The following is a 20,233-nucleotide window of genomic DNA, read 5'->3' on the forward strand; positions in this document are numbered from 1 at the left end:
CCCTCCTCACCTATCGATTCCTTCATCATATGCAATCTGTTATCAGAGATGTCGATCCTTTTTAAAAAAGACATTACCGGTGCGTGCGCGCCAATAATGCCTCCTTCGCATATTATCGATTCAGAAGACTGCCTACATATTTTAAAAGTTCATTTGCACTTGTAGAGTTATAACCATGTTCATCAATCAATCTAGCGACCACTTCATTGACCTTTTTCAACTGTTGCTCATCTGGCGTTTTCGTCGATGTCGTAATTTTCACCACATCTTTTAAATCAGCAAACAGCTTTTTCTGAATGGCCTCTCTTAATCTCTCATGGGAATTATAATCAAAGCGCTTCCCCTTTCTCGCATATGCAGAAATACGAATGAGAATCTCCTCTCGGAATGCTTTTTTGGCATTTTCAGAAATCCCGATTTGTTCTTCAATGGAACGCATGAGCTTTTCATCCGGATTCATTTCTTCACCAGTGAGTGGGTCACGCAACTTATTTTTATTGCAGTAGGCTTCGACATTGTCTAAGTAGTTATCCATGAGCGTTTTAGCAGATTCTTCATAGGAGTACACAAATGCCTTTTGCACTTCCTTCTTCGCCATATCGTCATACTCTTTTCGTGCAACAGAAATAAAGTTCAAATACCTCTCCCGGTCTTCAGTCGAAATGGACGGATGTTGATCAAGTCCTTCCTTTAAAGAACGAAGTACATCGAGTGCATTAATTGATTCCATATTCTTACGAATGATCGTAGAGGAGATGCGGTTGATGACATATCGAGGATCAATTCCACTCATTCCTTCATCATGGAATTCCTTTTTCATCTCCTCTATATCGACTGATTGGAATCCTTCAACACTTTCTCCATCATACAGACGCATTTTCTTCACCAAGTCTATATCAGATCGTTTCGGCTCTTTTAACCTTGTCAAAATCGAGAACATCGCTGCTACTTTGAGCGTATGCGGGGCAATATGAACCCCGGCAACATCACTTTCTGAAATCATTTTATGATAAATCCGTTCTTCCTCTGTCACTTTTAGATTATAAGGGATTGGCATCACAATCATCCTTGAATGCAAGGCTTCATTTTTCTTATTTGAAATAAACGACCGGTACTCCGTTTCATTCGTATGGGCAACGATTAATTCATCTGCACTAATCAAAGCAAAACGTCCCGCTTTAAAGTTTCCTTCCTGCGTTAACGAAAGGAGATGCCACAGAAACTTTTCATCACACTTTAACATTTCCTGAAACTCCATCATACCGCGATTCGCCTTATTGAGCTCTCCATCAAACCGATAAGCACGAGGATCAGACTCTGAACCAAACTCAGCAATTGTAGAGAAATCAATACTGCCTGTTAAGTCAGCAATATCCTGAGATTTCGGATCAGATGGACTAAACGTGCCAATTCCGGTACGTTTATCTTCTGAAAAAAAGATCCGCTCAACCTGTACATCCTCGATCCGTCCCTCATACTCCTCTTCCAACCTCATCATATTGAGTGGCGATAAATTCCCTTGGACACGAATGCCATATTCCTCATAAAAATCCTCCCGTAAATGCTGCGGAATCAAATGAAGTGGATCCTCATGCATTGGGCAGCCCTTAATGGCATAGACGGCACCATTGTCTGTGAGGGAATATTCCTCTAATCCTCTTTTCAACCTCGTCACAAGTGTCGACTTCCCGCCACTTACCGGTCCCATCAATAATAAAATACGTTTGCGTACATCTAAACGCTTCGCAGCAGGATGGAAATATTCCTCAACTAATCTTTCCAGTGATTCCTCCAAGCCAAAAAGCTCCTGATTAAAAAATTTGTAGGTTCTCACCCCATCTTTTTCTTCAATCCCACTGTCTTGAATCATATGATAAACGCGAGAATGAGCAGATTGTGCAACAAGAGGATGTTCTTTGATAATCTCTAAATACTCGCCAAATGTACCTTCCCATTTAAGACGCTGCTCTTCTTCTCGATGACGTTCAATTTTCTTTAAAATATCCATATGAACCTCCTTTTTCAAGATTGAAGCTAGTTAGCAAATACTGTTTTACAATCTATGCGGAGGCGTCCTATTACATGCTTTCGTTCTTCAAAATGACGAATTGTCGAACTGAATTGACAACCATCATCAAGACCCTTCATAATAAAGGAAAAACAGGAGGAATTTGAAGGTCTCCTCTTGTTTTTCAAGGCGAACTTCACCACAGATGAAACCGGCAGCGAAGGATCAAAGGGATAAGGGGGAGCTTAGATGAGAACGGTCATTATGATGGGCGTCATCATTACGTTTTTAGTATCCATTTTCACAGCTGGCTACGAAGGCAAGCCTGGTAAATGAGAAAAAGGATGTTCCATAAGCGGAACATCCTTTTTTTCTCATAAAGTCTGAATTCATCGATATGAACCTATATCAAATCACGGTATTGCTGCTGGCGCAGTGCCTCATAGACAAGAATCGCCGCCGTATTTGATAAATTCAGTGAACGAACATGCTCTGTCATCGGTAAACGCAGACAACGCTCCATATTTTGTTCAATCAATTCTTTCGGCAATCCACTAGTCTCTCTGCCAAATACGAAGAAATAATCTTCATCTAGCTGAGAGTAATCAAACGTTGTATGAGGCTTTTGGCCAAATTTTGTGATATAGAAAAACTGCCCTGATGGATGAGCCTCAAACAATTCATCCAACGAGTCATGATAGACCACATTGGCATACTTCCAATAATCAAGTCCTGCACGCTTAAGCATTTTATCATCTGTCGAAAAACCAAGCGGACGAATCAGATGGAGTGTTGTATTTGTTGCTGCACATGTACGTGCAATATTTCCAGTATTAGCTGGAATTTCTGGTTGATATAATACGACATGAAGTCCCAAAAAAGTTCACCTCTAATTTTCTTTTCCGCTCAACATTATATCATTAACTATCCTTAGAGGCATCGTCTAAAATGTGAAAAAACGTATAGCGAATCGCTGGTGTGTACGCAGTCGAATCTTCATAAGACCAATATCGCATGCGACTATCATATGTTTGAGCATTTACAAGCGGCATGCCACCTTTATCATGATCAACGACAATGGTGGTATGGTTATACCGCCCATCACCTTCAAAGTCGTAGCAAATAACATCACCGATTTGCAGCTCTTGAGCCTCTTTTACCTGCTTTGCCCTCAAACCTGCTTTTGAATTCGCTAAATAGTTTTTCATCGAATGGGCCACCGTCCAGCTGTAGCTCCATGTGTGTGAGCGCACCCACCAGCCAGACCCTCGATTTGGATAGCCCCTTGTTGGCGCATTCCCCGCCTTCAAGCATTGAGAAATAAAATTTGTACAATTATCTTCAAAATTTTTATAGGCGGGATTCCGTTTATTCCAATATGTCTCCGCATATTGGACGGCTGCACGTCGATCATAGTGAAATGCTCTCCCAAATTGTTCTTCCTCTTGGAACCGATCATTCACATGTTCTTCCTCGCGCAGCACATCCTCCATCATTCGATCTTTGACAAGTATATCTTGATAGAGAAATGCTTCTCTCTTTTCAATCTGTTCCTCTAAATAAAACGAATCATCGATATCCTTACACACATAGGTGAGATGTGCTAGATACTGCACATGTTCTGTGCCATCCTCCTGAATGGTTACATCCATCAGCTTAGCTTTTGCTTTCGCTTTAACAATCTCAACCTGTCTTCTTGAGAAAAGTGCTTTTTTTCGCTCGACTGCCTCCACATCAGACAAAAGCTGCGGCTGTTTGATCTCACGGCCATTGATTAAATACGTCAGCCTGTCTTCTAATGTTTGTTCTAATAATCGTTTCACACACAGACACCACCAAACTTTTTTTAAACATCTCTGTTTGGTTCATTCTATGTGTGAAGGGATACTATTTAGTATTTAATGGCGTTTGTAAAAGCTGAATGCCTTTTTCAATTTCTTGTTTCGCTTCTTCGTCACCTTCATGTTCAAGCGCCTTTTCCAGTTCAGCCAGCTGCTGTTGATCACCAATTTTTCCAATTGCCCAAGCCGCCGTCCCTCGAATCACAGGCCGTGGGTCTTTGTGCATCAATTCAATTAAATCTGGCAGGGCAGACGTGTCTTTAAAATGAGCGAGAGCCAGAATCGCATTCCGCTGAATCGGCTTTTTCCCACGCCATGACCCAGACACATGACCATATTTCTCCTTGAATTCACGATTGCTGATTGTAAGAAGCGGTTTTAAAAGGGGTTTTGCAATCTCAGGATCTGGCTCCATTTCAGGGTGCAAATGAAAGTCTTTTCCCTTATTGATTGGACAAACCGTCTGACATGTATCACACCCATACAATCGATTCCCGATTTTCGAACGAAATTCGTCAGGTAAAAATCCCTTCGTTTGTGTTAAAAACGAAATGCATCTTTGAGAATTGAGCTGACCTGGATTCACCAGAGCACCTGTTGGGCATGAATCTACACATTTGTTACACGTCCCGCACTGATCTTCTATTTTCTCATCCGGTTCAAATGGAACGTTTGTGATCATTTCAGCTAGATACACATAGGATCCGAACTCTGGTGTAATGATCATACAATTCTTTGCGCTAAAGCCAATGCCTGCACGCTCTGCGACAGCGCGATCAGATAACTCACCTGTATCGACCATTGATTTGGTTCGAATATCTTCATGTTTGCTCCGAAGAAATTCCTCTAGCATATCAAGCTTTTTCCTCAGTACAATATGATAGTCTGTCCCCCAAGAAGCCCTACAAAAAATGCCTCTTCTCGCATCTTTTGTACTTCGTGGTGCACCTTTCATTTTAGAAGGATAAGCGAGTGCAATCGCCACAATTGATTTAGCTTTTGGCAGCAACAAAGAAGGATTCGTCCTTTTTTCAATATCAGGCTCTTCAAAACCCGATAAATACCCAAGTGATTCATGTAAGATGAGGCGATCCTTTAATGAATCGAACGTATCAGCACTTGCAAATCGAATTTTATCGACACCAATTTCTTTCGCATATTGAATCAATTCTTCTTTTAATTCACCCACATGAATCATCAGAAAACCTCCTTTCTTTGTTTCTTTTTATTGTTTTCAGTATAATACGAGTGTATCATGACCGATTGGAGTGAGTCACTGTGAAGATACATATGGACATATCCCCGTCCCCAAACGCAACGATCCGTGTTGGACAGGTTGAATATTCACATATTGAGGTCGGCAAATCGCCTCAAATGTTAAAAGGACGATTACGTCTTTTTCAAGAATCTTTATTTTTTGATTATGAGGATACATCTTTAGATGAAGTACCGGCGATCAAAGAATGGAATGAGCTTTTAGAAGAGGTTTCCTTTCTTCCGCTCCTTACTGATATTCAAAAAGAAAGGTTTATCGATTCGACCAATTCAGTCATAGACTTATCGACATTTTTCTCTTTAAAATATTTCTTACCTATCCTGACATTGGATGCCGATCGTCTAAATGCGCCACTGTTGCTGACAAAAAACGATATCGGACACATTGAATGGCGAGATGAAGCGGGGCTGAATGGATTATTTTCTCAATCAAGTAAAGCATCCATTTCTCAAGACACCAAAAACATTCTTCAGATCATTCTGTTCCCACCATCTATTTCCCGGGAAAAGTGCGATGATCTCCTACAATCCTTGACGAAGATGTTTGTACAAATACATGGTGGCGAAAGCCAATATGCACTGATTGACAAAGCACTGTAAACGAACAGTGCTTTTTTACATTATACTGACATAATAAAAAACGCAACACTTCGTTTATCTATGAAACGAAATACTGCGTTATAAACAAAATTATGTATTGGAGCGGGTGATGAGAATCGAACTCACGACATCAGCTTGGAAGGCTGAGGTTTTACCACTAAACTACACCCGCATCAATCTTATAAAGACAACGTCATCGCGTTGACTTTTATAATGTTACAACTTTCTTAACAATTCGTCAAGAGAATATGAAGATTTTTCGTCAAAAAATTCATATTCTCCATATATATTACGATAATTATTTGTCTAGCTGCAAATATACCAAATAAGCCTGCTTCACATCTTTTAATTCCTTTTTTAGATTCTTTTCAGAACCTGTTAAACCAGAAAATTCATAGTTCATTCCAGTTGTGATAGTAGTAGAAATTAATTTTTTCACTCCAGGAGAGATGTGAAAAAGATCTGATTCTGTTATCGTTGTGTTTCCTCCCACGTCCTGTTTGAAATCCAAGCTAGTCGAGAGCTTCGTCAGTTCGTTTTGCTCTTTATCTTTCCACAAGCTATACGTTACTTTTAGCAAATCATCTTTTTCATCATCTAGCTGGTAGATAAAATTCACACTGTTATCGACACCATTTTGATGAAGGTTGATGGTGACATCCTTTGTATTCTCCTCCACAAGTTTTCCATCTTTGTAATGCATACCGATTAAAGAAACGCTCTTATTGCTATCTTTTAGTCCCTTTACTGTCATCGCTTCAAAAGACTCATCTGACAATGCTTCCAAAAGATTTTTTTCATTTGCTGTTAGTTTCATTGGTTCAACCGTTATTTTCTCTTGAGCTGTTGTTTTCTTGTCTTTCTCTGCTTCTGATTTCTCTGTTATCGTCTTCGATGTTTTCTCTGTATTGTCTGCTTGCCCACTGCACCCTGTAAGTAGTAGTGCCGCGAACAAAAGAATGCTCCATTTTTTAATCATTGAAATCCCCTTTTATATTTTTCCTCATTATACTAAAATTTGGTTAGATAAACAAAAAAGATTAGGATCATTCTCCTAACCTTTCATTTTCTTCTGCTTGATTGCCGCTAGGCATGCCACAACCAGAAATGCGGCGACAAAAATGAGAATCATATAAATAAAAAAGTTTGGCTTGATCTGAAAAGTAAATGCTGACGAGCCTTCCATCTCAAAAGAAAGACTATTAAATAGTAATTCATGATTTGTTTTCGATTGAAACAGGTGATAAAACAATACACCAATTGTCAACATCGGAAAGCCTAAAAATCCTAAAAACCCTCCAACAATCGCGCCTTGTTTCATTGCTTGTACGTTCATGATCGTTGTCCTCCCATTCTACCAAGCAGAAGCTGCTTCATAATAGACTTACCATCTCCCATAAACGGTAAAAGATAGAGTAATTGAATAAAATACGTCATTGAAAAAATGAAAAAACCTGTTGAAACTGGATTTTCCTTCAGAGTTAGGATGGTCACAATGATGCCCACTGCGCCGATTAACCCTGGTACGAGTGGTCCAAGCAGTGTAATCCATACTTGCTTTTTTTGAAACGGATCTAATACAGGCCTGACAAACTTCACTGACATCATATCGCTTGCAAAAAACCCTTGAGGACCGTCACGCCCGGCAAACTTCCGGTGCGCGTAGCCATGAGCTGCTTCATGCAAAGCAGTCCCAGTAATTAATCCAATATAAATAATAGTAAAATAAATCGCGATCGCTGCGATCGATGAATCAGGAATGAACAAAAACGCGATGCCCGCCATCACCATGAACAACAGCCAGAAAAAAATAATTTTACGTGTCACCATGTACAAGGCTGTCTTGAATATTGCCAAAAATGATTGTCCTGTACAATCAAACCGCTCCCTCATCTTCACTTGGTATTGCTTGAAAAATTGACAACACGCTGTGACAATTCGATAAGGCGATTGATAATGAATGGAAAGCAAATGATGTTGATTTAGTCCCATCATCAACTGATAAAAATCACGAGCAATCACAGATTCATCCACATGAAACAAGTCAGCGAGCTCTGCTGTAATGTCCGCTTCTGTTCTCTTGCCATCTACTTTTGATAACATATGATATGCACTCTCATTAACTGGAAGTGTGCTTCCGTACTGTATATCAGCCAAATGCCTCTTTTCTAAGGTCACATATGGCGCAAGAACAGGTACCCGCTCGATCTTTAGCTTGCTAGTAAGAAGTTGAATCATGTGAATACCTCCATGAAAAACCTTTGTATATGGCAAAGACGAGAAGAGCTTCAAATCCGGCAACAAGGAGCCACTGAATCGTTTGACTCGACTCTCCTATGACATAATTACCAATGAAAACAATTGGAATCATGATCAAAATAAGCGCTCCAAACGAAAAAATACCCGTATACGGATTATTTCGATCAAGCGGGAGTAAAATACCCACCACATAAAATAGTGCAGTTGCATTACATAAAACAGCTATACCAATCAAAATGATCCAGATTTGATCTGGGAGCGTCATTGTGGTGAGCATGAATAATGCAATTTGCATGACACCAACGAATAGAAGGCCAATAAACTTATACAAAGCCACTTCCCACGCCCTTAAACCAAATGTTTTATACATCCCTAGCATTCTCTTATCATTGCCAAATGAATTAAAGGCTGTTAAACCAGCTAAAGCACATAGAACAAAGAAAGCTTCTCCTTCAAAGCGGAAGTCAAACTGATAACGGACAAATAAGATGACAATAAACAGAATGAGGAAGTTTAAGATATTTTCTTCATTTCGCACCTGCGCTTTGATTTCTTTTACAATGAGTGACCACTTTTTTGATGAAGAGAATGGTAGTTTGTTGAGAAACGTTAACGCTTTTTTCTCTGCCATAATGGGCATAAGTGCCAGCGAAACAAAAGCGCCCCCAGCCGACAAGAGAATGAATAGAATCAACATGACGTAATTCGTCCCTTGTGGAGACATTCCTTGTATCGCTAGAAAAAAGGGTGCTGTGAAGTACATCAAATGATAATCGAACTGTTGATATGATTGCTGAATTTGTTGAATGTCAAAGTGCGTCATACCATACGCCACAACGAGTATCAATAAAACAAATATCGCTGCAAATTTTTGCAACGGTAATTTTAATTGAAGTACAAGTAAATAAGTGATGTTATAAATAAACTGCAAAAGTGTTAGCACAAACAGCGATTGCAAAAGTAACATAAAAAAGAAGGCCAGAATAAACGAAATCCCAATCCCCTGTGCAATAAAATTAGGCAAAAGCAAGATACCAATAAAAAACAGAACGAGCCCTGTCACCACGGTCACCATTGGAATGAAATAACCCAGGCTTTTCTGAAACGTAGAAAGCGGAAACCAACTAAGCTGCATGGAAAACCGATCCTGTTCAGGTGTTCTGACCTTGATCAAAACGAATAACAAGCTTGTAAAAATGGAGGCATTGATCGCCATAGACACGACGAGTAATCCAAGTGAACGTTCATCTCCACTTAAGAAAGCCTTCATAAAGACACCCGTAAAGCTGTATCCGATGATGGCTCCCATTGTGACTGCAAACAAAAAGAATAAGATCACAACGATTCGCTTCGTTTGAGTATCGAAGAGCTTATACATCTCCTGCTGCCACATTTTAAGCATCATGTTAGAAATGATTAATGATTTCATCAAAATGTGCACCCCTATCACTTAACATTGAAGCTTTCAGAAACACCTGTTCAAGCGTACTTGATTGATACTTATCCTTTAAAGCAGCAATCGTTCCTTCATCCATTTTATTTCCCTTAGAAATAATGGCGATTTTATGGCAGAGCTCTTCCGCTGATAACATATCATGTGTCGAGAGCAAGATTGCACCATGGTGTTCGGCATAACGTTTCATCAATTTCTTTGTGTTTATAACCGCTTCAATATCAAGTCCTCTAAAAGGTTCATCCATGATCACCAATTGACTATCAAGCATAAAGGCGGCAATCAGTTGTGTCTTTTTTTTCATACCATGTGAATATGTTTCAATAGGTCTTGATAAAGCGGAGTCCATATCGAACAATTCAATTAGTTGATTTCTTCTGTGATTTGTTTTACATTCATACATAGAAGAAACAAAATCTAAATATTCACCACCAGTCAATGCTTCAGGGAGCAGCAGATCATCTGGAACATAGGCGACTTGTTTTTTAAAAGATGGATGATCATTTGTGACATCCTCTATGTGGATGGTCCCTTCTGTATGCTTAATGATGCCAAGTATACAATTAATCATCGTTGTTTTACCGGAGCCATTCGGTCCAGCAACCGCAACGATTTGATGAGGGGCAATCGTTAAATGAAAGTCATTGACAGCAGTCACGTTATTTTTATACGTCTTGGTTAAACTCTTGATTGTAAACATATAACCTCCTAGTGTCTGCATAATCTTTTTAAAAACAGATCAAGCTAAACCGCCCGCCACAGACGGTTTAGCCATGATGTCATATCATAGAAGTAAAAAGATGAATCCTAAGTATAGCTACTTACATTCAATTTTGACTTTTAAGCCACTTTCCCACTGAACGGCTCCTGTAAAGCTACCTTTGCCGTTTGCTAAACACCAAACTGCTGCTCCTAGTACTACTGTTGCTCCCAATCCTAAAAGGACGGCAATAAATACTAAGAACCAAGCTTGGTCCATAATAGCAGGCTCCATAGTGGAATAGTCAACTTGCGGCGCTGCATAAGTCATACTTTTCACCTCCCAGCTTATGAAGATCGTATCATAGCGGTCACCATTCAAACATCAACAGAAGATCCCATTTTTGACCGAACATGCTTTCGAATAAAATGTGACCTTTTATTCAATTATCGTCTATCTTCTGCTTCCCCACATTCTTTTTTACTAGATTATCCCACCACTAAAGAACCAAAATTCCCAAATATCGGGAAATAAACCATTTATTTTCTTATTTTTAACCACTAGTTCGTTTTTATCATCTCTATCATTTATTCTTTCATTTTTTTGAATAAGTGAAAATTTCACCGATATTTCAGATACAAAGGTCTTATTTATGTGTCGTTATCTCCTCATTTATGAATAATTTACTGATAATTCAGATGAAAAAGAGGGTCTATTTTCCTTCTTCTCAGGTCATTGAAAATATGTATATACAAGGAAACCACTTGGGATAAAAGCCTACCATTCTTTCTAAACACACGACATTTTTCATGCATTACATCTCTCTTCCTTGAAAAAACGCCTATTCAATGGGTGCACATTTTCTCATATTCATCTTGTCGTTTAGGGATATCCAATCAGTAACAAAGACTTCCTCCGTCTATTTCGTTAAATATCTTGTTTTTTCAGATTTATCTAAAAAATGATTGACCGAACATGAAACAAGTTTTATAGTCATATTAAACATTTCTTAGCAAAGTAGTAGGTTTTATCAACAAAAGGAGGATTCACATGATGTCTAAAGATCAATTTCGTTTAGAAACAAAAGCCATTCACGCAGGTCAAGAACTCGATTCCGCTACTTATTCTAGAGCAGTTCCTATTTATCAAACGAGCTCGTTCGGCTTTAGAGATAGTGAGCATGCCGCAAATTTATTTGGATTGCAAGAATCGGGAAATATTTATTCGCGTATTATGAACCCGACGAATGATGTTTTTGAAAAACGAATAGCTGAACTAGAAGGTGGCATTGGGGCACTAGCCGTCTCTTCTGGACAAGCAGCGACGACTTATTCCATTTTAAACATAGCAGGAGCAGGAGATGAAATTGTCTCATCAAGTAGTTTATATGGAGGAACTTACAATTTATTCGCCCATACATTGAAGAAGTTAGGCATTACTGTGAAGTTTGTGGATTCATCTAATCTTGAAGAACTTGAAGCAGCCATTACAGATAAAACGAAGGCTGTGTATGCAGAAAGCATCGGGAATCCAAAAGGCGACATTTTACATATTGAAGCCGTCTCAGCTATCGCACACAAATACCATATTCCGCTCATTGTGGACAATACGTTAGCGAGCCCTTATTTACTGAGACCAATTGAGTTTGGCGCAGATATCGTTGTCCATTCAGCTACGAAATTCATCGGAGGTCATGGCACATCAATTGGCGGCGTCATCGTCGACAGCGGTCAATTTGATTGGGCAGCCAGTGATAAATTTAAAGGATTAACCGAACCAGATCCAAGTTATCACGGCCTGACCTATACGGAAGCGATTGGAGAAGCGGCCTATATCACCAAAGCCCGTGTACAGCTTTTACGTGATTTAGGCGCGGCACTATCGCCTTTCAATTCCTTTTTACTCCTTCAGGGATTAGAAACATTGCATCTTCGCCTGCAACGTCATAGCGAAAATGCATTAAAAACAGCGCAATTCTTACAAGACCATCCGCTTGTCGAGTGGGTGAGCTATCCAGGCTTGAAAGAACACGAATCCTATGAACTTGCACAAACATATTTACCAAAAGGACAAGGAGCTATTCTTACATTCGGAATCAAAGGTGGCAAAGAAGCAGGGAAAAAGCTGATTGATTCTGTTCAGCTCTTCTCACATCTGGCCAACGTCGGAGATTCTAAATCACTGATCATTCATCCAGCTAGCACGACCCATCAGCAATTAAGTGAAGCAGAACAAAAGGCAACAGGTGTTACACCAGAACTGATCCGACTATCTATTGGAACAGAAGCGATTGAAGATATCATTGCAGACCTTGAACAAGCTATCACAAAAAGCCAATCATCATAAATAAAGGAAAAAGCACACAACGATATCACGTTGTGTGCTTTTTTTGCATCTATTCTTATTGATTAAGTAATCGAACTTCTTGGAAGGGATAAAAGACAAAGGATGTCGTTCCTTGGATATCACTCTTTGTAAAAAGCCCTAACCCATTGCGGCTATCCATTGAATTCTGACGATTGTCACCCATGACAAAATACTTTCCTTTTGGGACTGTTAGAGGGCCAAAATCAGGCGTCAACAAAGTGCCTTCTGCGGCTGCTTTCTTTTTGTTAGACGATAAATAAGGCTCTTCTACCTTTTGACCATTGACATATAATTGATCATTTTTCATTTCAATCTGATCACCTGGTAACCCAATCAAGCGTTTCACATAGTGCGTGCTTCGTTCTTCGCCATCTAGGACAATGATCTGTCCCCGTTTATAATCACCAAAATAATCGACAGTCTTATTCACAAAGACCCGCTCTGTATCATGTAACGTCGGATCCATAGAAGATCCTTTTACGATATACGGTGCAAATAAAAAGTTACGAATAATAAAAACAGCAATGAATGCAATTAAAATGGCTTTGATCCAACCCCATAACTCTGACTTCTTTTTCTTTGTTTTCGTAATTGTTGTCATAAGCTCCTCCTGAAATCCCCTAGGACGAAATAAGTTTCGCCAGCGACTCACTGACGTAAAGCTAGTTTCCTCATAAATATAAACATAATTTGGCAACAAATCAAGCTTTAGAGTTAAAAAGACAAGCACGTTTCTGTGCTTGTCCATTACTCAGTTAATCAGTAGATGAATCGCCTGCATTCTCTGCGTTTGTTTGACCATAAAAATAATCAGATGGATTGACTGGTTTAAAATCAGATAATTGATGGAATCGTAACAAATCTCTATACAGTACCTTATCTGAGAGGCTTAGCTGATGATCCACACGCGCTTTAATGGCCTCTGTCTTTTTATTTTGCTCCATCACTTTGCCAGTTTTCGTGTCATACACAGTATTATTAACAAGTGTATATTTTGGCGTTACATAGTTTCCATTTCGGAATGCCACCGTCTCATCATGCTCTTTAGAAAATAAATCTGTCCCAAAGTTCACAAACTCGTTTGAATCAATCCCTTGTAAGTGAAGTAGTGTTGGCATCACGTCGATCTCACCACCAAACGTATGATTCACGCCGCCCTCTTTACCAGGGATACGAATCATGAGAGGGACACGCTGATTTTGTGCATTTTGATATGGGGTAATTTCTTTCCCTAGAATCTCACTCATCGCACGGTTATGATTCTCGGAAATCCCGTTATGGTCACCATACAACAAAATGACAGAGTCTTTATACAGACCTGACTTTTTCAAGTCTTTGAAGAATTGCTCTAATGACTCATCCAAATATCTTGCCGTTTGGAAATATTGATCAACTGTCGTATCGCCAGTTGTCGCTTTCTCAATGGTTGCATCTTTCTCATCTAAATTAAATGGATAATGATTTGTCAATGTCATGAGATGTGCATAAAATGGTTTTTTCATTGACTCTAACATAGGAATCGATTCTTGGAAGAATGGTTTATCCTTCAATCCCATGTTCACAAGGTTTTCTTCATCCATGTTGTAATGGGAGGCATGAAAGAATTGATCAATCCCCATATGCTTATAAATCGTGTCACGATTCCAGAAAGATTTATAATCCCCATGAAGTACAGCGCTCGTATAACCTGCTTGTTGATTTAAAATGGCAGGGAGTGACTGGAAGGTATTTTCACCTTTTGTCACAAATGCTGCACCTTCCGGCAAGCCAAACATACTATTGTCCATCATCAACTCAGCATCGGATGTCTTTCCTTGACCCGTTTGATGGAAAAAGTTATCGAAATAAGTGAAATCCTCTTTACCATGCGCCAGTTTGTTTAAAAACGGCGTCACTTCTTCACCATTCAATTTGTAATCAATCAAAAATGACTGAAAGCTTTCTAAATGGATTTTAATGATGTTTTTCCCTTTTGCTGCACCAAAGTACTCTGCATTCGGCTTCGCATAATGGGATGTCGTATAGTTAACCACATCTGTTAAATCTCCACTACTTGCATTTGCCACTTGGGTAGCATTTTGCGCGGTTCGTACGCCATCATAAATCGCATAATTATAGACGCCTAAGTACTTGACTATATACTTATGATCAAATGTTCTTGTTAATAATTCAGGACGATCCTTCTCTGCGAGATGAAGGTTGACAAAGAAGAGCCCTACACCTGCTGACACAACCAGCAGCGCAAATACCTTTTTCATTTGGAACTTCTTCAATTCTGGTCGCCAAATCACAATCGCAACCAAAATCAAAATATCAAGGAAGTACAAAATATCATGGGGCTTTATACTTGCTAGTACACCACCGGTCATCCCTCCCCCGAGATTCCCTGCTTGCGTCATTGTTGGAAAAGTTAAAAAGTCATCAAAAAAACGATAATACGCTACATTGGCATATAAAAGTGCGGTCATTATAAAATCAATGACAATTAACAAAATGGCTGATTTACGTCCTTTCAAAAAGAGAGCAAGTCCCAAAAACACAATCGCTGAGCTAAATGGATTTAATAAGAGAAGCCCCTCTTGCAAAGAACCTTTTACTCCTAAATGAAAGTCCATTTTATAAGCTGCATAAGATTTCGCCCAAAACAAAAGAACTGCCAAAACAAAAAAACCATAGTTGTTCGTAAATATTTTTTTCATAAAACCTCTTCTTTCTAATCATCAATCTGATATAAATGAGATCATTGAAATTTACAATCTTCACTTCAAGCATTCAATGTTCTGTCTTCGCCAGATAAAATACTCCTTTAATAAGACGAATAACAAATAGAAAAAGTTTCAAAAAAACTTCACGCAATTCAATGGATGAAGAATGTTTTGTAAATCAATTCAGTATTACTTTACTTTTTTCATTTCATCATGTCAAAGTCATTAAAAAGAAGAGGTAAAATCACCTAGATCTTTAGGCACCTGTAGTTAGAGAATACCCCTAATTTTCAGTTCATTTTAAAAAGCCCGCTATTCAACAACGGGCATTTCAACTTAATGAATATATTTACCGTAATCAGGGATCCCAATGCTGTCAAATTCATGAACCAGCTTGTCTAGGCTCGTTGATAACAACTCACCAGACATGGGCAAGCCATGACCCGTAACAGCCACTTCAGGTTTCAGCTCATATAACTGATTGACCGATTCCTTGGCAGCCTTCCAGTCTGTTGTCAGATACCGAGGAGGCCCGCTGATTTCCTGTTCTTGAGTAAATACTTTATACAAGTATTCCTGTTTTACAGTAACAAAAGCATCGCCAGCGATTAATGTCCGGTCTTTTTCGCGAAATAATGCAATTTGACCTGGGGCATGTCCGGGGGTATGATACCATCTAAATTCTGCAAGATGAGGAACCGTTCCATCAGACGGAAGAGCCTTTACATGATTCCCTAAATCAATGGGATCGATAGGAAACATAGGGGACATTTTTGCAACCATTCCCCCTTCAACAGTCGGGTCCGGCTCTGGATAGCTTCTCTGACCTGTCAGGAAAGGCAGTTCCATTGGATGTGCATAAACAGGCACGTCCCAATGCTTGACCAACTCGATGACTGCCCCAACGTGATCAAAATGGCCATGTGTCAGAATAATGGCTTGAGGCCGGCTGTTAGCCCCAAAACGCTCCTCTGTCACAGAAATAATCTCTTCTGCCGACCCAGGCATTCCGGCATCGATTAACACAAAATCACTCGATTCTGGATTTCCAACGAAACAGATGTTCACGATTTGGACTGTATAACAATATAAATCGGGCAACACCATAATACCAATACCACTTCCAATTGATGTGGCAGGAATGAATTTATAATCACGTCCATAATGCATGTCTTTCATTTGATCCCTCCTTTAATCACTCAATGAACAACTTTATTATGCCCCTCAGTGAAAGAGAAAACCCATTTCCAATGAATTGAAACCTTTTCTCTGATCATACGTTACTAATAATAGAAAGGAGGTAACATCATGGGGATCATTTTAGATGTTTTTTTATTAGCGATGTACATTCCATTTTTACAAGTTGATGAGGACGATATATCAAGGAATATCAATCGTCTTAAAAAAGATAGCTGGTTTCAAGAATTATTACATGATCAAAAATGTAAAGAGCTTATTGTTTACAACAGTGATGTTCGAAACGTGATAGGGAAATTTAAAACGGACAGACTTCACAACATGCGATACAACATAAGGTGTGAACGAAAACTACATCAAGCATTATTCCGTGCCATGTGAAAGAGCCACGCTTTGTAGGGCTCTTTTTTATTTATTTTTGTATCTGTTAATAAGTGAACAACACATCAAAGAAAATAATTGACGCTTGGACAACTCTCACCGTATATTATGTATAAATCCATCTTTCCTTTAGATGAGGAGGTCCCACATGCGCTTATTAAAGAACTGGAGAAAAAAGCAGAACAAACCGTCCATCACTTCCGAAAACCAAGAATCTAGTATCCCAATTAACTTTTCCACACTTCCCTTTGGGACAGATACAGTAGATGACTTTCTATTCAATCTAGACCTGATATCCAAGCTCACCGATCCTGACAAAAAAACGGAAACAAACGGACGCTGAACCGTAAGAATCCTCATCCAAACCATTTGGATGATTTTTTTATATGTCACGATCAGAGGAAAGGAAAATCACATGAAAACATATTATTTCGTCAGACATTGCCAAGCAAATGGACAATCCAAAGATGCGACTTTAACACAGAAAGGAAACGTTCAATCACATACACTTGCACAGTTCTTTTCCGACATTCACCTTCAACAAATTATCTCAAGTCCCTATAAACGAACCATCCAATCCATTGAACCACTTGCCCATATGAAACAACTTACAGTGAAAATCGATGACAGCCTCTCTGAACGTGTGTTAAGCAACAAATCATTAGACGATTGGGTTGAAAAACTAAAGCTGAGCTTCACGGACTTAAACTTCAAATGTGAAGGCGGGGAATCTAGCCAAGAAGCGATGGAGCGCATTGTAGAGATCCTACACGAACAAATACACTTAGAAGCAGATCAAACCCTCTTTGTCACTCATGGAAATTTGATGAGCTTGTTACTCAAACATGTCGATCCGAACATTGGATTCAATGAATGGAAAAACCTTAGTCAGCCAGATGTTTATGTACTGAAATATGTTCGCTTACGCCAAATGAAAATTGAGCGCATATGGAATGACATATAAAACGGCATTCTCAACACAAATAAAAAATGCCAACAAGAGCATATAGTGCTCTTGTTGGCATTTATATTGAATTCTAAAGCATTCATTAGCGAATTGTTTTTAAAGCTGTTGCCCAAGGGATAACTTGATCTAACATTTGGTTTACTGATTCATCCTGAACTGATTTTGGTTTAAAGTCAGTACCATTCTCGAAGTCAGTGAATAGAGACAATGCTGGGTGTACACGTACATCAGCTACTAATAATTCACCTAAAATCCCACGTAAATGTTCTGCTGCACGAGCCCCACCTACTGAACCGTAAGAAACGATACCAGCTGCTTTGTTATTCCACTCGTCACGTAAGAAATCTAAAGCATTTTTAAGTGATCCTGTAATGGAGTGGTTATATTCTTGTACGATGAATACAAAACCATCTTGAGCTGCAACTGCTTCTGACCAAGCTGCTGCTCCAGAAGCATCCCCACCAGGCTCTCCTAATAATGGTAATTTAAAATCAGCGATGTCAATGATTTCATACTCTGCATCTCCGCGTTTATCTGCTAACTCTTTTACCCATGCTCCTACTTGTGGACTTACTCGTCCTTCACGTGTTGAACCTAAAATAATACCGATTTTTAATTTTTCCATTTCCTTTTCCTCCTGTACTTCTCTTTTTACACCAAAGAGTTTATCTAGAATCCCCACTTTAAAACCGCCTTCCTACATTTCAAAATATTACATTTTATTCTTGAATTATTCTAAAACTAAATAATGATACACAATAACTCACCAATTAATTGATCGCTTTATTCTTTATGAATCCTTTGATGCTTCTTTCCACATAAAGTGTTTTGAGTATCTTAACTATTTCATAAGCAGATTAAAGGGGGATGAACTCATCCTTGTTCGACCATTAACTAGCAATCTACTATTTCAAACTTATTAAAAACACCTCGATTCAATTAGCTCGAATTTAAATGTGATTATCTCGAATTCGAGATAACTATATTCAAACTATAACACAGATTTTATGATCGTACAATATTAATGCTTCTTTCATAATAATATATACCTATTTACGTTAATATAAGTTGTCTAAATTATCGTTTGTAAAACTTACATTAAGATAACCCATTTATAATTAGAATAAAAAAAGAGGTACCTTATCTTTAGATAAGACACCTCTTTTGAATGATTTTCAAATTGTTTCAGATTAACATTTCATCATTAGTATGCTTAAAGTTGATCCCGATGGCTAGGATTGAAATTGCACTCCGTGAGGAACACGATTTCGAGTCGTTCTTGAACGTCTGAGCCCTTCAACCACTGGTATTATGCTAACATTTCTTTTATATTAATATTAAATTGTGGTTTAAAGGTCATTTCCATAATCATTGAATATTCTCCTCTGTCATGTTCCAAAAATAAACGTATAGAGGATTCATCTTTTTGATCAGAAAGTATTTCAAAGTTACTTACAGTGTAAAAGCTATAACTCCCCATAAGCACATTTTTTTCTGTTTCTTTTACTATTAATGAAAATCATTGATAAAATGGGCAAACCATAACCTCTAAAAAGTGTAAACCCACTGTTCTCTTTAAGAGTTACTACATTCTTACTTCGAGATTTATCAACGTTTTGCCATTTTTTATTCCTCGTTTAATGACAAGGTACGCATTTACACGATATGTGTATAAAAATCGTATTTGATAAAAATAAAAAACGTTCCTTACATAGAGTAGTAAGAAACGTTGATTTTACTGCATTAGAAAGCAGTGTTATGATACCGGTGGCCGGGATCGAACCGGCACTCCGTGAGGAACACGATTTTGAGTCGTGCGCGTCTGCCAATTCCGCCACACCGGCATGATCATAGAGCGCAACTGTATAAGTTATTTGGTGCCGAGGGCCGGACTTGAACCGGCACGGTAGTCACCTACCGCAGGATTTTAAGTCCTGTGTGTCTGCCAATTCCACCACCCCGGCAGTCTTTTCAAAAAGGCGACACCCGGATTTGAACCGGGGATAAAGGTTTTGCAGACCTCTGCCTTACCACTTGGCTATGCCGCCATGACTGGAGCGGAAGACGGGATTCGAACCCGCGACCCCCACCTTGGCAAGGTGGTGTTCTACCACTGAACTACTTCCGCATATAAACTGGGCTAGCTGGATTCGAACCAACGCATGACGGAGTCAAAGTCCGTTGCCTTACCGCTTGGCTATAGCCCAATAATAAAATGGGGCGATTGATGGGAATCGAACCCACGAGTGCCAGAGCCACAATCTGGTGCGTTAACCACTTCGCCACAACCGCCATAGATGTTATGAGTTATATAATTAATTGGCAGGGGCAGTAGGAATCGAACCCACACCGGAGGTTTTGGAGACCTCTGTTCTACCGTTAAACTATGCCCCTATGTAAATGAAAATGGTGGAGGGGGGCGGATTCGAACCGCCGAACCCGGAGGGAGCGGATTTACAGTCCGCCGCGTTTAGCCACTT

The 20,233-nt window shown here is 39.2% G+C and carries 19 protein-coding genes and 8 tRNA genes; 5 read left to right on the forward strand and 22 right to left on the reverse strand.

Going from position 1 to position 20,233, the window contains the following annotated elements:
- Positions 1–112: 112 nt before the first annotated feature.
- The 4 genes from AB1K80_RS06295 to queG all read right to left on the reverse strand — a co-directional run bounded on the left by AB1K80_RS06295 (position 113) and on the right by queG (position 5,044).
- Complete coding sequence (locus AB1K80_RS06295; protein ID WP_412855768.1) at positions 113–2,008, reverse strand: PrkA family serine protein kinase; 1,896 nt, start codon at positions 2,006–2,008, stop codon at positions 113–115.
- A 403-nt stretch (positions 2,009–2,411) separates the two neighbouring features.
- The gene (trmL, locus tag AB1K80_RS06300) at positions 2,412–2,885 is read right to left on the reverse strand and encodes a tRNA (uridine(34)/cytosine(34)/5-carboxymethylaminomethyluridine(34)-2'-O)-methyltransferase TrmL (protein WP_412855769.1); all 474 of its coding nucleotides are present in this window, start codon (positions 2,883–2,885) and stop codon (positions 2,412–2,414) included.
- Positions 2,886–2,928: 43 nt separating this feature from the next.
- Entirely contained in the window at positions 2,929–3,831 is a 903-nt protein-coding gene (locus AB1K80_RS06305; protein WP_412855770.1) for an amidase domain-containing protein, read from the reverse strand.
- 64 nt (positions 3,832–3,895) lie between these two features.
- Entirely contained in the window at positions 3,896–5,044 is a 1,149-nt protein-coding gene (gene queG / locus AB1K80_RS06310; protein ID WP_412855790.1) for a tRNA epoxyqueuosine(34) reductase QueG, read from the reverse strand.
- A gap of 83 nt (positions 5,045–5,127) precedes the next feature.
- Between queG and AB1K80_RS06315 the strand changes: the two genes are divergently transcribed.
- Positions 5,128–5,724 carry a hypothetical protein gene (locus tag AB1K80_RS06315; RefSeq protein WP_412855771.1) on the forward strand — a complete coding sequence of 199 codons (597 nt, stop codon included), beginning with the start codon at positions 5,128–5,130 and terminating at the stop codon, positions 5,722–5,724.
- 98 nt (positions 5,725–5,822) lie between these two features.
- On the opposite strand, the gene AB1K80_RS06320 is transcribed toward AB1K80_RS06315, so the two are convergent.
- The 7 genes from AB1K80_RS06320 to AB1K80_RS06350 form a co-directional block, all read right to left on the reverse strand.
- Positions 5,823–5,896: transfer RNA gene (locus AB1K80_RS06320), tRNA-Gly, on the reverse strand.
- Positions 5,897–6,022: 126 nt separating this feature from the next.
- Entirely contained in the window at positions 6,023–6,703 is a 681-nt protein-coding gene (locus AB1K80_RS06325) for a hypothetical protein (protein ID WP_412855772.1), read from the reverse strand.
- Between the two features lie 75 nt (positions 6,704–6,778).
- Complete coding sequence (locus tag AB1K80_RS06330; RefSeq protein WP_412855773.1) at positions 6,779–7,060, reverse strand: hypothetical protein; 282 nt, start codon at positions 7,058–7,060, stop codon at positions 6,779–6,781.
- Positions 7,057–7,962: a PqqD family protein gene (locus AB1K80_RS06335; protein WP_412855774.1), complete on the reverse strand. Its 906-nt coding sequence runs from the start codon at positions 7,960–7,962 to the stop codon at positions 7,057–7,059. Before AB1K80_RS06335 ends, AB1K80_RS06330 begins: the two co-directional genes overlap by 4 nt.
- Positions 7,943–9,412, reverse strand: coding sequence for a hypothetical protein (locus AB1K80_RS06340; RefSeq protein ID WP_412855775.1), 1,470 nt, complete (start codon positions 9,410–9,412; stop codon positions 7,943–7,945). The genes AB1K80_RS06335 and AB1K80_RS06340 overlap by 20 nt, the downstream gene beginning before the upstream one ends.
- The gene (locus AB1K80_RS06345) at positions 9,390–10,136 is read right to left on the reverse strand and encodes an ABC transporter ATP-binding protein (protein ID WP_412855776.1); all 747 of its coding nucleotides are present in this window, start codon (positions 10,134–10,136) and stop codon (positions 9,390–9,392) included. Before AB1K80_RS06345 ends, AB1K80_RS06340 begins: the two co-directional genes overlap by 23 nt.
- A gap of 117 nt (positions 10,137–10,253) precedes the next feature.
- On the reverse strand, positions 10,254–10,466 hold the full coding sequence (locus AB1K80_RS06350) for a hypothetical protein (RefSeq protein WP_412855777.1): 213 nt from the start codon (positions 10,464–10,466) through the stop codon (positions 10,254–10,256).
- Positions 10,467–11,186: 720 nt separating this feature from the next.
- On the opposite strand from AB1K80_RS06350, the gene AB1K80_RS06355 reads away from it, so the two are divergent.
- Positions 11,187–12,482, forward strand: coding sequence for a homocysteine synthase (locus AB1K80_RS06355; RefSeq protein WP_412855778.1), 1,296 nt, complete (start codon positions 11,187–11,189; stop codon positions 12,480–12,482).
- A gap of 55 nt (positions 12,483–12,537) precedes the next feature.
- Here AB1K80_RS06355 and lepB read toward each other — a convergent pair whose 3' ends face one another.
- The 3 genes from lepB to AB1K80_RS06370 all read right to left on the reverse strand — a co-directional run bounded on the left by lepB (position 12,538) and on the right by AB1K80_RS06370 (position 16,378).
- Positions 12,538–13,104 (reverse strand): signal peptidase I, encoded by a 567-nt coding sequence (gene lepB / locus AB1K80_RS06360; protein ID WP_412855779.1) that lies wholly within the window; start codon positions 13,102–13,104, stop codon positions 12,538–12,540.
- 154 nt (positions 13,105–13,258) lie between these two features.
- A complete protein-coding gene (locus tag AB1K80_RS06365; protein ID WP_412855780.1) occupies positions 13,259–15,202 on the reverse strand; it encodes an LTA synthase family protein in 1,944 nt (647 codons plus the stop codon).
- A 342-nt stretch (positions 15,203–15,544) separates the two neighbouring features.
- Positions 15,545–16,378 (reverse strand): MBL fold metallo-hydrolase, encoded by an 834-nt coding sequence (locus tag AB1K80_RS06370; RefSeq protein ID WP_412855791.1) that lies wholly within the window; start codon positions 16,376–16,378, stop codon positions 15,545–15,547.
- Positions 16,379–16,516: 138 nt separating this feature from the next.
- On the opposite strand from AB1K80_RS06370, the gene AB1K80_RS06375 reads away from it, so the two are divergent.
- The 3 genes from AB1K80_RS06375 to AB1K80_RS06385 all read left to right on the forward strand — a co-directional run bounded on the left by AB1K80_RS06375 (position 16,517) and on the right by AB1K80_RS06385 (position 17,750).
- Positions 16,517–16,786, forward strand: coding sequence for a hypothetical protein (locus AB1K80_RS06375; RefSeq protein ID WP_412855781.1), 270 nt, complete (start codon positions 16,517–16,519; stop codon positions 16,784–16,786).
- A gap of 148 nt (positions 16,787–16,934) precedes the next feature.
- Positions 16,935–17,129: a hypothetical protein gene (locus tag AB1K80_RS06380; protein WP_412855782.1), complete on the forward strand. Its 195-nt coding sequence runs from the start codon at positions 16,935–16,937 to the stop codon at positions 17,127–17,129.
- Positions 17,130–17,201: 72 nt separating this feature from the next.
- A complete protein-coding gene (locus tag AB1K80_RS06385; RefSeq protein WP_412855783.1) occupies positions 17,202–17,750 on the forward strand; it encodes a histidine phosphatase family protein in 549 nt (182 codons plus the stop codon).
- A gap of 85 nt (positions 17,751–17,835) precedes the next feature.
- Here the strand turns inward: AB1K80_RS06385 and AB1K80_RS06390 are convergent, their stop codons facing one another.
- The 8 genes from AB1K80_RS06390 to AB1K80_RS06425 all read right to left on the reverse strand — a co-directional run bounded on the left by AB1K80_RS06390 (position 17,836) and on the right by AB1K80_RS06425 (position 20,147).
- Positions 17,836–18,435 (reverse strand): NADPH-dependent FMN reductase, encoded by a 600-nt coding sequence (locus AB1K80_RS06390; protein WP_412855784.1) that lies wholly within the window; start codon positions 18,433–18,435, stop codon positions 17,836–17,838.
- Between the two features lie 1,080 nt (positions 18,436–19,515).
- Positions 19,516–19,597, reverse strand: a tRNA-Leu gene (locus tag AB1K80_RS06395).
- Between the two features lie 31 nt (positions 19,598–19,628).
- Positions 19,629–19,717: transfer RNA gene (locus AB1K80_RS06400), tRNA-Leu, on the reverse strand.
- Positions 19,718–19,730: 13 nt separating this feature from the next.
- Positions 19,731–19,801: transfer RNA gene (locus tag AB1K80_RS06405), tRNA-Cys, on the reverse strand.
- 5 nt (positions 19,802–19,806) lie between these two features.
- A tRNA-Gly gene (locus AB1K80_RS06410) sits at positions 19,807–19,881 on the reverse strand.
- Between the two features lie 7 nt (positions 19,882–19,888).
- Positions 19,889–19,960: transfer RNA gene (locus tag AB1K80_RS06415), tRNA-Gln, on the reverse strand.
- Between the two features lie 9 nt (positions 19,961–19,969).
- Positions 19,970–20,045, reverse strand: a tRNA-His gene (locus AB1K80_RS06420).
- Between the two features lie 28 nt (positions 20,046–20,073).
- Positions 20,074–20,147, reverse strand: a tRNA-Trp gene (locus AB1K80_RS06425).
- Between the last annotated feature and the right edge of the window lie 86 nt (positions 20,148–20,233).

This window comes from Bacillus sp. 179-C3.3 HS (genome assembly GCF_047229225.1).
In the GTDB taxonomy this organism is placed as follows: domain Bacteria; phylum Bacillota; class Bacilli; order Bacillales; family Bacillaceae; genus Bacillus.